This is a genomic window from Gluconobacter sp. P1C6_b, assembly GCF_018811945.1.
In the GTDB taxonomy this organism is placed as follows: Bacteria; Pseudomonadota; Alphaproteobacteria; order Acetobacterales; family Acetobacteraceae; genus Gluconobacter.
Genome location: NZ_JACRVU010000014.1, coordinates 1 through 14,789, shown reverse-complemented (window position 1 = coordinate 14,789; position 14,789 = coordinate 1). Strand labels below are relative to the sequence as shown.

Sequence of the window (14,789 nt, the reverse complement as noted above, 5' to 3'; positions counted from 1 at the left end):
GAACATCACTTCCATGGAAAGCCCGGCCTTCGTGCCGGGCTTTTCTGTTTTCAACACACCTCTTCAAGACGGCCCGATGATCCCTCCCACCCTTCAGGCCTTCTCCACATCTGCGCTGCCCATCCTCGATATCGCAGGCACGGTTGTCTTTGCCATTTCGGGCGCCATCGAAGCCGCGCGCGCACGCCTGACCATCGTGACCTTCATGTTCTTTGCCGCCATCACGGGCGTTGGCGGCGGCACCGTGCGGGATCTGCTGATCGGCGCCCCAGTCTTCTGGATGCACACCTCCGTCCCGATTGCAGCCTGCCTGCTGTCCGCCATCGCCGTCTGGTTCACGCCCGCGCGCTTCTGGCCTGCACGCGCTGTGGAATGGTTCGACGGGCTCGGGATTGCGGCCTATGGCGTCTTTGGCTCGGCCAAGGCGCTTGCATACGGCATCCCCCTGATTCCCGCAGCCCTCATGGGCATTGTCAGCGCCTGCATGGGCGGTATTTTCCGGGATGTTCTGGCCGGTGTGCCATCCATCATCATCCGGCCTGAACTCTATGTCACGGCCGTTGCCCTGGCATCAGGAACCTATGTCTCCCTGACGGCCCTGGGTCTGAGCACCACACTCGCGGCAGCCATCGCCGTCCTGGCCGGCTTCAGCCTGCGTGCCGCAGCGCTCATCAAAGGGATCGGCCTGCCCCATTACCATCGCTAGGTGACAGGCCTTTCCGGTACGCTTCAGGCGATCACGTCGAACCCGACGTCTTCCACCACGTGCTGCAACGCAACCGGTGTCACTTTCTGCTCATCGTACTGAATGGCGGCCTGCGCGGGATCGAGCGTCACCTGCGCAGACGATACGCCGGGAACACTGGACAGCGCGGACTGCAGCTTGCCCGAGCATCCGTTGCACGACATCCCGTCAACCTTGAACGTCACCATCGAAACCATAAGAAACTCTCCTGTTTTCCAGAGGCTGCTCCGCAAAGCAGTCGATCCCCGAGTGGGACATATTCCGGCAAAAAAGCAAACCGCTTTTTCAGGCTGCGTCGGTAGCCTCGTCCAGCGGCTGGACCTTCATGATCTCGGCCTGCGCTCCGCACTTCGCAAGGGCATCGCCCAGAACCTTGAAATGCGGCGCGGCGAGATGGGCCTCAAACCCAGCTTCCGAAGCCCAGACCTCGTTGGCCACGAAGCGGCCGGCCTTCTCGATATCCCTGCTGATCACATACTGGCGGCAGGCCTCTTCCCGGCGCGATGCCACGACACAGGCCGCAAAAGCTGCCTCTGCCGCTGCCGCATGTTCAGCGGGAACCGTGACAACGGCCGTGATGTGAACCGTCTGGCTCATGGTGGAACTCCTCATCAACAATGAAGCTGCCCTGGAGCCTCTTCAGGCGGCGGGCAGCGTTTCACGTGAAACCATACCTCACCCTTTTGTGATAAAGAACCCATGCCGGGTATCCGTCCCTAAAGGACCGGACAGCAGAAAGGCGCCTCCCCGAAGGAAGACGCCTTTGCCAGAAACACTGGACTGGAAAACTGCTCAGCCTTCCGCGTAGGTCGAAATATCCGGGCAGGAACAGACAAGGTTCCGGTCCCCCCAGGCATTGTCCAGACGCCCGACCGGCGACCAGTATTTCGACGTATCCACGCCACCGGGGAAACATCCTGCCTCACGGCTGTAGGACCGCTCCCAATCCCCCGCCAGATCGGCCGTCGTATGCGGCGCAAAGCGCAGCGGGCTGGCATCCATCGCCACACGCCCGGCTTCGACCTCCGCAATCTCCGCGCGAATGGCGATCATGGCATCGCAGAAGCGATCCAGCTCGCCTTTGCCTTCGGATTCCGTCGGCTCGATCATGAACGTCCCGGCCACCGGGAAGCTGACCGTTGGCGCATGGAACCCGTGATCGATCAAACGCTTGGCAATATCGTCCACTGTCACGCCGACCGCATCCTTCAGCGGCCGCAGATCCACGATGCATTCATGCGCCGTAAAGCCGTTCGTGCCGCGATACAGAACCGGATAATGCCCTTCCAGACGCGAGGCGATGTAGTTCGCATTCAGGATCGCCATCGTCGTGGCCTGACGCAGTCCCTCGTCGCCCATCATCATGATGTAAGCTGCGGAAATCGGCAGAATGGACGCCGACCCGAAAGGCGCAGCGGACACCGCAATGCCATGCTGTCCCGGCAGATAGGGCGCGAGATGCTTACCCACACCGATCGGCCCCATGCCCGGCCCACCGCCGCCATGCGGAATGCAGAACGTCTTGTGCAGGTTGAAATGCGAGACATCCGCGCCATACAGCCCCGGTCGCGCCAGACCAACCTGTGCATTGAGGTTCGCGCCATCCAGATAGACCTGACCGCCGGCTGCATGAACCAGCTCGCAGATTTCGACGATCCGCTCCTCGAACACGCCATGCGTGGACGGATAGGTGATCATGATGGCTGCCACGCGCCCGTCATTCTGCGCGATCTTCGCCTTCAGATCCTCGACATCGACATTGCCATTTTCATCGCAGGCCACGACGACAACCCGCATCCCGACCATCTGGGCAGAAGCCGGATTGGTCCCGTGTGCGGAGGCCGGAATCAGGCAGACGTCGCGGTTCTCATCCCCACGTGCACGATGATAGCCACGGATCGCCAGAAGCCCCGCATATTCGCCCTGCGCGCCGGAATTCGGCTGAAGCGACACGGCGTCATAACCCGAAATCGCACAGAGCGTGCGCTCCAGATAGGCGAACAGTTCGGCATAACCCTGAACCTGATCGGCGGGTGCGAACGGATGAATCCGCGCGAATTCCGGCCAGGTGATGGGGATCATCTCTGCCGTCGCATTGAGCTTCATCGTGCAGGAGCCCAGCGGGATCATCGTCCGGTCCAGCGCCAGATCCTTGTCGGCCAGCGCACGCATGTAGCGCAGCAGGTCGGTCTCGGAGCGGTGCGCATGGAACACCGGATGCGTCAGCAGCGGTGCAGATCGCGACAGCGTTTCCGGCAGCGCATCAGCCACATCGAGCGCCTGCTCGATGGCCGACAGGTCCGCCCCCTCGCCCGCAAACGCCGCCCAGACCGCGCGGATCGTCTCCGGTGTCGTGGTCTCGTCGCAGGACACGCCGATCCGGCCATCCCCCGCATCACGCAGGTTGATGCCCGATGCCACGGCACGCGCCAGAACCTGCGACGCAGAAGCACCAGCCTGAACGGTGATGGTGTCGAAGAACACATCCGTCTCAACCGTTGCGCCCAGGGCCTTCAGCCCGGCGGACAGGATCGCCGCCATCCGGTGCGTGCGCGCGGCAATCGCCTTCAGCCCTTCCGGACCGTGATAGACCGCATACATGGACGCGATGATCGCCAGCAGGGCCTGCGCCGTGCAGATGTTGGACGTGGCCTTCTCGCGACGGATATGCTGCTCGCGCGTCTGAAGTGCGAGACGATAGGCCGGCTTGCCCGCACTATCGCGCGACACCCCAACCAGACGCCCCGGCATGTGCCGCTTGAACGCATCGCGCGTCGCCATGAACGCCGCATGTGGACCACCGGCGCCCATCGGCACGCCATAACGCTGCATCGAGCCGATCGCGATATCCGCGCCCAGTGCGCCCGGGCTTTCCAGCATGACCAGAGCCAGTGGATCGCAGGCCAGAGCCGCAATCGCACTATTCTCATGCAACGCCGCAATCACGCCGCGCAGATCCCGCACGCGCCCCGAAGAGCCCGGATAGGACAGCAGCGCGCCAAAGACGGAAGACGCCTCCAGATCCGTCTCCGGATCACCGACCACAACATCCCAGCCCAGAGGCTCGGCCCGCGTGCGGATCACGGCAACCGTCTGCGGGTGCGTATCGGCATCCACGAAGAACGCCGTCGCCTTCGACTTGCCCACGCGCTGCGCCAGCGCCATGGCTTCCGCACAGGCCGTGCCCTCGTCCAGCAGGGACGCATTGGCAATGTCCAGCCCCGTCAGATCCGCCACCAGCGTCTGGAAGTTCAGCAGCGCCTCAAGACGGCCCTGACTGATTTCGGGCTGATACGGCGTGTAAGCCGTGTACCAGGCCGGATTTTCCAGGATGTTCCGCTGGATGACCGGCGGCAGAACCGTATCGTAGTAGCCCTGCCCGATCATGGACGTCAGAACCTGATTGCGCGAGGCAATCTGCCGCAGACGCGCCAGTGCATCCTGTTCGGTCAGGGCCGCACCAATCCCGTGATCCCCGCGATCGAGAATGGCGGCCGGAATGGTGCGGTCGATCAGGTCATCAAGGCTAGAAGCCCCCACGACACGCAGCATCTCTCCGATTTCGGAAGGGCGCGGGCCAATATGGCGGGAGCTGAAATCTTCGGTCTGGGCAGGCCACAAGGTCGTCACAGGCAGGTTCTCTGGCATTTCATGAAAGCAGTGGCGGAAATCGGGGGCAGGCTGAAGAAAAAACGGGGCCTGCCAGCGCAGACCCCCCCTCCCCTCAGAGGCTCTTATACTGTTCGGCTGTCAGCAGGCCCTTGAGGTCGTCCGGGTTGGAAACCGTCATGCGGAAAATCCAGCCCTCGCCTTCCGGATCCTTGCCCACCAGCGTCGGATCATCGGATAACGCGTCATTGAATCCAGCCAGTACGCCCGCAACCGGCGCATAGATGTCGGAGGCTGCCTTCACGGACTCGACGACCGCTGCCGCATCACCGGCGGCGACTTCCGTGCCCTCATCCTTGGCTTCGACGAACACCAGCTCGCCCAGCTCTTCAGAGGCGTGTGCGGTAATGCCGACAATGGCCTGCTCGCCATCGACGCGGATCCATTCATGGGACTTGGTGTAATAGGTCGTCATTGCTGCTTTTTCCTGATCTGAAGTTCGACTGTAAATTCAGCGCTTGAAGCCGGGGGCCACGAACGGCATCGCCCGCACATGCAGCGGCACATACTTGCCCCGCAGTTCCGCAAAGACGGGCGTATCCACCGCCGCGTGATCCGGCGTGACATATCCCATCGCAACAGGAGCCTTCACGCTCGGGCCAAACGCCCCGGACGTGACCACCCCGATTTCCTTCTGCCCCTCAGCATCGGCAAAGAGCTTCGCCCCTGCCCGCACCGGAGCCCGGCCATCCGCAACCAGCCCGACGCGCTTGCGCTCTACGCCATCGCGCGTCTGCTTCAGCACAACGTCCGCACCCGGATAGCCACCCTCGCGCACACCGCCTTCACGGCGCGCCTTCTGGATCGCCCAGCCCAGCGACGCCTCAACCGGCGTGGTCGTGACATCGATGTCATTGCCATACAGGCACAGCCCGGCTTCAAGACGCAGCGAATCCCGCGCGCCCAGTCCGATCGGCAGCACATCCGGCTGCGCCAGAATCGCGCGTGCGACCTTTTCGGCATCCGCGCCCGCACAGCCGATTTCGAACCCGTCCTCGCCCGTGTAACCGGAGCGCGACACCGTCACGGGCACAGGCCCAGTCGCCGTGGCAAGCTCGGTCTCGATCACATCCATGAAGCGCATGTCCTTCACGGCCGGGCAGAGCGGCGCCAGAGCCGCTTCCGCCGCAGGGCCCTGAAGCGCCATAAGCGCACGGTCGAACTGGCGCGTTACCACACAGCGATCAGACAGCGCCTTCTCGATCCGCTCGACGTCCTGAACCTTGCAGCCCGCATTGACGACAACCAGCAGGTCCGTGCCCATATTGGCGACCATCAGGTCATCCAGAATTCCGCCCTTCTCATTGGTCAGCAGTCCATAACGCTGACGCCCGGCGGCAAGCCCGACGTAATCAGCCGGAACCAGCGTCTCCAGAGCCGCAGCCGCGTCCTTCACGTCTCCGCTTTTCGCGGCAATGCGGATCTGCCCCATATGGGACACATCAAACAGACCGGCTTGTTCGCGCGTGTGCAGATGCTCGGTCATCAGCCCGGCCGGGAACTGGATCGGCATTTCAAAGCCTGCGAACGGCACCATCTTCGCGCCAAGTTCCAGATTCAGATCGTAAAGGGGAGTACGCTGGAGGGAATCGCTCATTGGGAAAGCCCGGTCCATTCTATCTCAAGACGTGAAGATGCAGACGCCCCCGGCCCCCCGCAAAACGGACCGGAAAAAACGTCGCCCCTTCTGTCCTTTCGCCTGAGATCGCTATCCCGTCGGCGGATGCGTCCAGCGCACCTCTCTCCAGAATGTCCTGACCGCCTCGGTCCTTTGGCCTGAGAGTTTCCGGGGCGGTTGCTCCTTCGGCGCCAGCCTGACGGCTGGTCTCTCCCGTGTCGGTCCCCGCGATCCTGCCAGTTTCCGAAAAACTCCGCAATCGTTACGATCGCTCATGCGTTGTGTCTTTTGCCCTGCAACACGCAAAGGAGAACATCATGGCTGGAGAACTGACGGTCATTGCCGAATTCGAGACCACACCCGCGACCTATGAGAAGTTCCTCGAAGCCTGCGCCTATGACAGCGAGCGCTCCGTAGCCGACGAATCCGGCTGCCATAGCTTCACGGTTCTTTCTCCCGAGACGGAAGCCGACACGGTCATTCTCGTGGAAGTCTATACCGACCGTGCCGCCTTCGAAGCGCACCTCAAGACCCCGCATTTCGGGGTGTTTGCAAAAGCTGTAAAAGATCTGGAGATCAAGGAACGCAGTGTCCGCTTCCTGAAGAAGAGAGCTCCCTGAACAATGCATCTGTCGAACATGAAACGCCTCCTCGCCGCCACTCTTCTCTGCGGCACGGTGTCCGCCTGCGCCTCCCACCCGCAACACAATCCCCGCCAGCGCCTGATCGGCATTCCCAACCCCGCCAGCGTCTATTGCACGCAGCAGGGCGGCCGCCACGGTGACGTCCGGACTGCCGGCGGCGAAACCGGCATCTGCACCTTCCCCCCCAATCAGGTCTGCGATGAATGGACGCTCTATCGCGAGCACCGCTGCATCGCGCCCCTGGCCAAGATGACGCCCTGATTTTCCAGCCCGGCCAGGCCTGAAAAGGCCAGCCGGGTTTTTCATTATTCCAATACATAACATGTTATGTATTTCATCCACATGATCCCCGGAATCCGAATGATCCCCCCTTCGCAACTGAGCGTTCTGACCACGCGCAACAACAGGCTCTTCACACTCCTGCTGGAACGCGAACTCAAAAAAACAGGTATCCGAAGCGGTCAACTCCCCGTGCTGCAGGCTTTGCAGGACGGGAAGAGCCTCAATCAGAAAGCCCTCGCGGATTTTGCGGATATCGAACAGCCGGGCATGACGACACTTCTCGCCCGGATGGAACGCGACGGCCTGATCCAGCGCGAACCAGACCCGGCAGACCGCCGCAGCACACTGGTCACACTGACACCGGACGGCCAGCGGAAAAGTCGGAATATTGTTCCGATTATGGAACACTTTACCGACACAGCACTCAAGGGGTTTACACCCCTCGAACGCAATATTCTCGTAACACTTCTGGAACGGATCAACAGCAGCCTGAAAAGCCAGCTGTAACTGCCTGCCCCCTTAATGACGAGGCAGGCACGGGATCATTTTCCGGTTTTCGGAAGATGCTCGGCAATATAGGGCGGCAGGTTGAACGACCCGACATGGATCTCCGGCGTCCAGTAGCGCGTCGTCCCCAGGATCTTCGCGGCTTCCGCACGGGTGCGGATCTGCTCGACCGTCTGCGCGTTCGGTGCCTGCCCCTTGGAGGCCACACCCAGCGTCATGAACCCACCGACATAGGTCGGAACAGCGGCCACATACGCACCCACATGCGGGAAGAACTTCGCACGACGCAGGCTTGTCTCATACAGCTCATCAGCCTGCATGAACGGCACACCGCACTGGTTCACGATCAGCCCCTCGGCCGACAGGATACGTGCGCAGTTGCTGTAGAACTCGTCCGTGAACAGCACTTCGCCCACACCGATCGGATCGGTGCTATCGACGATGATCACGTCGAACGAGCCGTCAGCCGCCTTGGCGACATAGTCGATGCCATCGCCGACGATGACTTCGGCCCGCGGGTCGTTCCACGCATCCCCGGCAATGTCCGGCAGATACTGCTTGGACAGGTCGATCACCGCACCGTCGATCTCGACCATGACAGCCTTCTCGACCGTGTCATGCTGCAGGACGCGACGCAGAACGCCACCGTCACCCGCACCAATGATCAGCACGCGCTTCGCACAGGGATGCGCCAGAAGCGGCACATGCGTCAGCATTTCCTGATAGACGAACTCGTCACGCTCGGTGATCTGGATGACACCATCCAGCACCAGCACGCGGCCGTGGCTGGAGCTTTCAAACACCACCACATCCTGGAAGTCGGATTTTACCCGTGCGAGCTCACGCGTAACGAGAAAGCGCTGTCCCCAGTCCGGGTACAGGGTCTCGTTGAGCCATGTTTCAGCCATGGATCATCGTTTCCTTGTCGGATTGTATTGAAAAAGGACCGGTTTTTGCCCGGTCCTTTCGTCAGTTCAGGCCGCCTTGACGGCCTTGTCCTGCACGCGGCCACGCCGCACGGCGTCGACCTCGATCCGGCCAGCCTGGAACAGGCGCTGCATCACCGGGATCGACAGGTTCGGATCACATGCACCGCACATGAACACGTCCACAGCCGCATAATTCCGTTCCGGCCACGTATGGATCGAGATATGGCTTTCAGCCAGCACGATCACACCGGACACGCCACCATTGGGCGTGAAGTGGTGAAAATGGCTGTGCAGGATCGTGGCACCTGCCGCCACCGCAGCTTCGCACAGCGTTTCATCGATCCGCATGGGATCATCGAGATTCCGGGCGTCCCAGAAGTCGATCAGCAGATGATTGCCAGCAAAACGCTCGCCATCACGCTCAATGAAGTAGTCCTTGCGCTCTTCCTCAACGAGGTGAGCTGCGCCGTTCTGGATATCTCTCGGGAGTTCCGATACCATCCCCAGTTGAGCAAGTGCGTTCATCACGTACCCCCAAACCAGTAGACAGCCTGTTGGGCAAAATTGCCCCCTTGGGCCAGGAAGCGCGCTAGTTAGCGGCCCCTCCCCCCTGATGCAAGCACTTTATGGGGTGATTCCCCAATATGTCACATATCTCTGCCGGCCCATGTCCCCACTGCATGAGAAACGGGTTTTCCCTTTCCTGCACACAGGGCTGAGCCACGGAACTTTTCTGCATATCCCACGGCAAATACAGTTCGGGCGCCGGATCGCCGGGAAACGAATCCCGGAAATCCCGACGCCCGAAAGAAGCCGAGGCTTCCCCGTTCCGAAGGGCCGAATCCGGCCCCCGGATCCGTCCGATCAGTTCTTGGCCTTGTCGACCAGCTTGCCCTTGGCAATCCACGGCATCATCGCACGCAGCTTCTCACCGGTCTTCTCGATCGGGTGAGCGTCGTTGCGGGCGCGGATGGCCTTGAAGCCAACGCCGCCGGACTGGTTTTCAAGGATGAAGTTGCGAACGAACGTGCCGTCCTGGATGTCCGTCAGAACACGCTTCATCTCGGCCTTCGTTTCCGGCGTGATGATACGCGGACCCGTGACATACTCGCCGTATTCGGCGGTGTTGGAGATGGAGTAGTTCATGTTCGCAATGCCGCCCTCGTAGATCAGATCCACGATCAGCTTCATTTCGTGCAGGCACTCGAAATAGGCCATCTCCGGCGCATAACCGCCTTCAACCAGCGTCTCGAAGCCAGCGCGGATCAGGTCAACGAGACCGCCGCACAGGACAGCCTGCTCACCGAACAGATCGGTTTCGACTTCTTCCTTGAAGGTCGTCTCGATGATGCCCGCACGACCACCACCGTTTGCGGAAGCGTAGGACAGGGCGATCTCGAGCGCATTGCCCGAAGCGTTCTGTGCCACGGCCACGAGGGACGGCACCCCACCACCACGCAGGTATTCGGAACGGACCGTATGGCCCGGGCCCTTCGGTGCGATCAGGAACACGTCCAAGTCCGGACGGGCTTCGATGATGCGGAAATGGATGGACAGACCATGAGCGAAGGCCAGAGCAGCGCCCGGCTTCAGGTTCTTCTCAAGGCTTTCCTTGTACAGCGCGCCCTGACCTTCATCCGGCGTCAGGACCATGACAACGTCGGCCCAGGCCGCAGCCTCACCCGGCTCCATCACCTTGAAACCGGCTTCCTCAGCCTTCTTCACGGCGGAAGACGTCGGACGCAGGCCGATGACGATGTCGGAAACGCCGCTGTCCTTGAGGTTGTTGGCGTGTGCGTGACCCTGGCTGCCATAGCCGATGATCGCGACTTTCTTGCTCTTGATCAGATTCAGATCGGCATCGCGATCGTAATACACCCGCATCAGACAGGCTCCTTTTTAAGATGAAACACTGAAGGACCGCGCCCGATGGCGGCAATCCCGGTGCGCGAAACCTCGGCCAGGCCAAGGGGGCGCATCAACTCGATGAACGCGTCGATCTTCTCGGGAGACCCCGTCAGCTCGAACACGAAACTCATGGCCGTCGTATCCACAGGCCGCGCACGGAACGAATCCGCAATGCGCAGGGCCTCCGTCCGGCGGTCCCCGGACGAGACGACCTTCACCAGCGCAAGCTCACGGCCCACATACGGGCCTTCTTCCGTCAGGTCGCAGACATCATGCACCGGAATCAGGCGCTTGAGCTGCGCCTTGATCTGCCGGATCACCATCGGCGTGCCCGACGTCAGCACCGTAATGCGCGAGAGCTTCTGCTCCGCATCCACCAGCGCCACGGTCAGGCTCTCGATGTTGTAGCCACGGCCGGAAAACAGGCCCACCACGCGGGCCAGCGCGCCACTCTCGTCCTCGATCAGGACCGAGATGACCGAATGTTGGATAGTCTCCGTCATCAGACCAGCATCTTCCCTTCTTCGGTCAGTCCCGCCGCTTCGGAATCCTGATCCGGACCCAGCAGCATCTGGTTATGGGCCGCACCCGACGGGATCATCGGATAGCAGTTCTCGCCCTCGGCCACGCAGATATCAGCCACAACCGGCCCATCATGCTCCAGCATCCGGCGGATCACGTCATCCAGTTCACCCACATGCGTCGCCCGCATACCGGTCGCATGGAAGGCTTCAGCCAGCTTTACGAAGTCCGGCAGCGCCTCGCTGTAGGACTGCGAATAGCGCGACCCGTGAAGCAGCTCCTGCCACTGACGGACCATGCCCATATAGTGATTGTTCAGGATGAAGATCTTCACCGGCAGGCGATACTGCGCGATCGTCCCCAGTTCCTGAATGTTCATGAGCGTGGACGCCTCACCGGCGATATCGATCACCAGCGCATCCGGATGCGCCACCTGAGCGCCCACGGCAGCCGGCAGACCATAGCCCATCGTCCCCAGACCGCCCGACGTCAGCCAGCGGTTCGGCTTGTCGAACTGGAAGTGCTGGGCCGCCCACATCTGATGCTGTCCGACCTCGGTGGACACGAACGTGTCACGCCCCGTCTCCTTGGCCAGTTCGTACAGACGGCGGATGGCATGCTGCGGACGGATGATGGCCGAAGGGTCCATGTCCTGCGTGAAGCCGAAGCCGTCCACGCTGCGCCAGGACGCGATCTGGTTCCACCAGGTGGACAGATCCGGCGCAGGCGTATCGCCCCAGGCCTCAAGCAGCGCCTCAAGCGTATCGCGCACATCGCCTTCGATCCGCACATCGACCGGCACGATCTTGTCGATCTGGCTCGGGTCGATATCGGCATGCACCTTGAACGAATTGGGCGAGAACGCATCCACACGCCCCGTCACGCGGTCATCGAAGCGCGAGCCCAGCGCGATCAGCAGGTCACAGCCATGCGTGGCCATGTTGGCCTCGACCGAACCATGCATGCCCAGCATGCCGAGGAACTGCGGATCGGGAGACGGAAACGCGCCCAGACCCATCAGCGTGGATGTCACCGGAAAACCGGTCTTGCGCGCCAGACGACGCAGCAGCTCCGACGCTTCCGGACCGGAATTGATGATGCCACCGCCCGTATAGAAGAGCGGACGCTTGGCCGTCTTCATCGCTTCGACGGTCCGCGCGATCGCCTCTGCATCCGGACCACCCTGATGGCTCAGACGCTGCAGGCGGGACAGCGCAGGCTTCGTCAGCGGCGCCTTGCCGACCGTGATGTCCTTGGGCAGATCCACCAGCACCGGCCCCGGACGGCCCGAACGCGCAACCTCGAACGCCTCGCGCACGGTCTGCGCCAGCGTGCCCGGCTCCCGCACGAGATAGTTGTGCTTGGTCGCCGGACGCGTGATGCCCGTGGTGTCGGCTTCCTGGAACGCGTCATTGCCGATCAGCTTGGTCGGCACCTGACCCGACAGGCAGACAAGCGGAATGGAATCCATCAGCGCATCCACCAGCCCGGTCACGGCATTGGTCGCACCCGGACCCGACGTCACCAGCACCACACCCACCTTGCCCGTCGAACGCGCATAGGCCTCGGCCGCATGCACGGCTGCCTGCTCATGGCGGACAAGAACGTGACGGATACGGTCCTGCTTGAAGAGAGCATCGTAAATCGGAAGGACAGCCCCACCCGGATATCCGAATATGACCTCCACACCCTCTTCATCGAGAACGCGCAGAAGCACCTCCGCGCCATTCAGCGCCTCATTGCCTGTTCCTGCGTCTCTTTCAGCAGCCGTCACCGTTTCCTCCCAAGGTATGAGCGGCGGGATTTAGGACGCCCGCGCAGCGGCGTCAACTCGTTCAGATATAAAGTTCTCTATTTTTTCATACTGACTTTCCGATTCTTGCGCAAAATGGGTATATCTGCGCAACGAAATCATCCCATCATCACCCTTCCCCAGCACATGATGCCGGAACCAGGTCGCCTGTCGCCGCGTATAGCGCCCGATGGCAAGGACGGCGGATTTCCGCGCTTCCTCAAGCGAGACCTTCCCCCGCAGCACAGCCGCCAGTTCCGGCACCCCATGCGCACGCATGGCAGGTAGAACCGGATCGAGCCCCCGCTCCAGCAGGGAGGACACTTCTTCAAGAGCCCCGGCCTCCAGCATCTGCCCGAATCTGGAATCGATCGCCCGGCGCAGACCGTCCCGCTCCGGGTCCAGCCGCACGGACACGAACCGGCACGGCGCAGGCGGCAGTCCCGGCTGAGAGCGCCACCAGGCCAGCCCGCGTCCTGTCCCGGTCCAGACCTCCCAGGCCCGCGAAATCCGCTGCGTATCATTCGGACGCAGCCCCGATGCCGTTTTTGGATCAACCTGCATCAGCCGCGCATGCAACGCCTCCGGCCCGATCTCCTCTGCCAGTCCCCGCGCTTCGGTGCGTGCCGCGTCACCAGGGTCCGGCACTTCCACCAGACCATCCGTCAGCGCCCGCAGATACATCCCCGTCCCGCCACACAGGACCGGTATGCGCTCCTCGGCCCAGGCCGCGTCCATTTCCCGCAGCGCCTCGGACCGCCACCAAGCCACACTTCCCGGCACGGCCGCGTCCAGCACGCCGTAAAGCCGATGCGGCACAGCAGCTTCGTCGGTCGCGTCAGGTCGAGCGGTCAGAATGTGCAGATCACGATAGACCTGCATGGAATCCGCATTGATGACGGTGCCCTCAAAGCGCCGGGCCAGATCGAGCGCCAGTGCCGACTTGCCGGAGCACGTCGGTCCGGCCACAATGATCGCAGTTTTTATTGTCTTCGGGGCGTTCATTCTCCCCTCCTGCCACACGTGCCGGACCGTTACGAGAGCCCATGTCCCTTCCTGCCGTCCTGACCCTCATCGCCGACCGGACATCCGGTCCCCTCAAGCCCGAGGCGATCGACATCGCCCGCACCCTCGTCAAGGGCAATGCCCCGATCGTCCTGTCCCCAGGCGAAGCGGTGGACATTCCCTGCCCACCCTCACGCCCCGGCTCCGCCAGCGCCGCCACCATCCGCGCGACGCTGGCCCCCTACCGCGTCGATGCGCTGCTGATGAAGACCCGCGGCCGACGCAAGGCCGTCCTCGTCGCCGACATGGACAGCACCATCGTCACCGGCGAAACACTGGACGAACTGGCAGACCTTCTAGGCTGTGGTGAGGAAGTCGCGGCCATCACCCGCGCCTCGATGAACGGCGAACTGGAGTTCGACGCAGCCCTCGAACAGCGCGTGGCCCTTCTGGCAGGCAAGCCGGCATCAGTCCTTGAAGACGTCTGGAACTCCGTCACCCTGACGGAAGGCGCAAAGGAACTCGTGCAGACCATGCGCAAACATAATGGCCGCACGGCTCTGGTTTCCGGCGGTTTCACATGGTTCACCCAGCGCGTGGCCGAGCTCTGCGGCTTTAATGAGAATTACGGCAATGCGCTGGAAATCGAAGATGGCAAAATCACCGGCCGCCTTGCCGGACCCGTCCTCGGTCCCGATGCCAAGCGTGACCATCTCGAACGCCTGACGTCAGAGCGCGGCGTGCAGCTACGCGCTGCCCTGACGACCGGCGATGGCGCCAACGACATCCCGATGCTCGCCAGCGCCGGGCTCGGTCTGGCCTTCCATGCCAAGCCCAATGTCCGCCGCATCATTTCCACACAGATCAACTTCGCCAGCCTGCGCGCACATCTCTTCGCACAGGGTTATCACGCGCGGGACTTTGTCACCGACTGACCGGACATCCGCACCACCAGAAACGAAAAAGCCGCCGAAGTCCCGGACTCCGGCGGCTTTTTTTCGATCAGTACCCCCAGGTGTAGGGCGGTACACCCGAATAGGACGGCGCGGCGTAATAACCGGGAGCATAGCCCGGCGCATATCCATAACCGCTGTAGCCGCCATAACCATAAGGCGAAGCCACAGCCATTCCGGCCGCCATGCCAAGACCGACGCCAAGGCCCCGCCCC

16 protein-coding genes and 1 riboswitch are annotated in these 14,789 nt (G+C 62.1%); of the genes, 5 read left to right on the top strand and 11 right to left on the bottom strand.

What is annotated here, in order from left to right; translation table 11 throughout:
* The first annotated feature begins 76 nt into the window (after positions 1–76).
* On the top strand, positions 77–706 hold the full coding sequence (locus KP701_RS10565; RefSeq protein ID WP_215747176.1) for a trimeric intracellular cation channel family protein: 630 nt from the start codon (positions 77–79) through the stop codon (positions 704–706).
* Between the two features lie 23 nt (positions 707–729).
* Here the strand turns inward: KP701_RS10565 and KP701_RS10560 are convergent, their stop codons facing one another.
* The 5 genes from KP701_RS10560 to gcvT form a co-directional block, all read right to left on the bottom strand.
* Positions 730–942 carry a heavy-metal-associated domain-containing protein gene (locus KP701_RS10560; RefSeq protein WP_215747175.1) on the bottom strand — a complete coding sequence of 71 codons (213 nt, stop codon included), beginning with the start codon at positions 940–942 and terminating at the stop codon, positions 730–732.
* A gap of 88 nt (positions 943–1,030) precedes the next feature.
* Positions 1,031–1,342 carry a putative quinol monooxygenase gene (locus KP701_RS10555; RefSeq protein WP_215747174.1) on the bottom strand — a complete coding sequence of 104 codons (312 nt, stop codon included), beginning with the start codon at positions 1,340–1,342 and terminating at the stop codon, positions 1,031–1,033.
* A 195-nt stretch (positions 1,343–1,537) separates the two neighbouring features.
* On the bottom strand, positions 1,538–4,393 hold the full coding sequence (gcvP, locus tag KP701_RS10550) for an aminomethyl-transferring glycine dehydrogenase (RefSeq protein ID WP_215747173.1): 2,856 nt from the start codon (positions 4,391–4,393) through the stop codon (positions 1,538–1,540).
* A gap of 76 nt (positions 4,394–4,469) precedes the next feature.
* A complete protein-coding gene (gene gcvH / locus KP701_RS10545; protein WP_215747172.1) occupies positions 4,470–4,829 on the bottom strand; it encodes a glycine cleavage system protein GcvH in 360 nt (119 codons plus the stop codon).
* A 36-nt stretch (positions 4,830–4,865) separates the two neighbouring features.
* Entirely contained in the window at positions 4,866–6,011 is a 1,146-nt protein-coding gene (gene gcvT / locus KP701_RS10540) for a glycine cleavage system aminomethyltransferase GcvT (protein WP_215747171.1), read from the bottom strand.
* A gap of 157 nt (positions 6,012–6,168) precedes the next feature.
* A riboswitch (glycine riboswitch) is annotated at positions 6,169–6,258 on the bottom strand.
* A 91-nt stretch (positions 6,259–6,349) separates the two neighbouring features.
* On the opposite strand from gcvT, the gene KP701_RS10535 reads away from it, so the two are divergent.
* The 3 genes from KP701_RS10535 to KP701_RS10525 all read left to right on the top strand — a co-directional run bounded on the left by KP701_RS10535 (position 6,350) and on the right by KP701_RS10525 (position 7,465).
* Positions 6,350–6,652 carry a putative quinol monooxygenase gene (locus KP701_RS10535; RefSeq protein WP_215747170.1) on the top strand — a complete coding sequence of 101 codons (303 nt, stop codon included), beginning with the start codon at positions 6,350–6,352 and terminating at the stop codon, positions 6,650–6,652.
* Between the two features lie 3 nt (positions 6,653–6,655).
* A complete protein-coding gene (locus KP701_RS10530) occupies positions 6,656–6,937 on the top strand; it encodes a DUF333 domain-containing protein (protein WP_215747169.1) in 282 nt (93 codons plus the stop codon).
* Between the two features lie 99 nt (positions 6,938–7,036).
* Entirely contained in the window at positions 7,037–7,465 is a 429-nt protein-coding gene (locus KP701_RS10525) for a MarR family winged helix-turn-helix transcriptional regulator (protein WP_215747168.1), read from the top strand.
* A gap of 35 nt (positions 7,466–7,500) precedes the next feature.
* Here the strand turns inward: KP701_RS10525 and speE are convergent, their stop codons facing one another.
* The 6 genes from speE to miaA form a co-directional block, all read right to left on the bottom strand.
* Positions 7,501–8,373 (bottom strand): polyamine aminopropyltransferase, encoded by an 873-nt coding sequence (gene speE / locus KP701_RS10520; protein ID WP_215747167.1) that lies wholly within the window; start codon positions 8,371–8,373, stop codon positions 7,501–7,503.
* Between the two features lie 66 nt (positions 8,374–8,439).
* On the bottom strand, positions 8,440–8,919 hold the full coding sequence (gene speD / locus KP701_RS10515; RefSeq protein WP_215747166.1) for an adenosylmethionine decarboxylase: 480 nt from the start codon (positions 8,917–8,919) through the stop codon (positions 8,440–8,442).
* 339 nt (positions 8,920–9,258) lie between these two features.
* Positions 9,259–10,278, bottom strand: coding sequence for a ketol-acid reductoisomerase (gene ilvC / locus KP701_RS10510; RefSeq protein ID WP_011252650.1), 1,020 nt, complete (start codon positions 10,276–10,278; stop codon positions 9,259–9,261).
* A complete protein-coding gene (gene ilvN, locus KP701_RS10505) occupies positions 10,278–10,805 on the bottom strand; it encodes an acetolactate synthase small subunit (RefSeq protein ID WP_011252649.1) in 528 nt (175 codons plus the stop codon). Before ilvN ends, ilvC begins: the two co-directional genes overlap by 1 nt.
* The gene (gene ilvB / locus KP701_RS10500) at positions 10,805–12,598 is read right to left on the bottom strand and encodes a biosynthetic-type acetolactate synthase large subunit (RefSeq protein ID WP_041111550.1); all 1,794 of its coding nucleotides are present in this window, start codon (positions 12,596–12,598) and stop codon (positions 10,805–10,807) included. Before ilvB ends, ilvN begins: the two co-directional genes overlap by 1 nt.
* A 30-nt stretch (positions 12,599–12,628) precedes the next feature.
* Positions 12,629–13,621 (bottom strand): tRNA (adenosine(37)-N6)-dimethylallyltransferase MiaA, encoded by a 993-nt coding sequence (gene miaA, locus KP701_RS10495; RefSeq protein ID WP_215747165.1) that lies wholly within the window; start codon positions 13,619–13,621, stop codon positions 12,629–12,631.
* A 41-nt stretch (positions 13,622–13,662) separates the two neighbouring features.
* On the opposite strand from miaA, the gene serB reads away from it, so the two are divergent.
* The gene (gene serB / locus KP701_RS10490; protein ID WP_215747164.1) at positions 13,663–14,556 is read left to right on the top strand and encodes a phosphoserine phosphatase SerB; all 894 of its coding nucleotides are present in this window, start codon (positions 13,663–13,665) and stop codon (positions 14,554–14,556) included.
* The last annotated feature ends 233 nt before the right edge of the window (positions 14,557–14,789 follow it).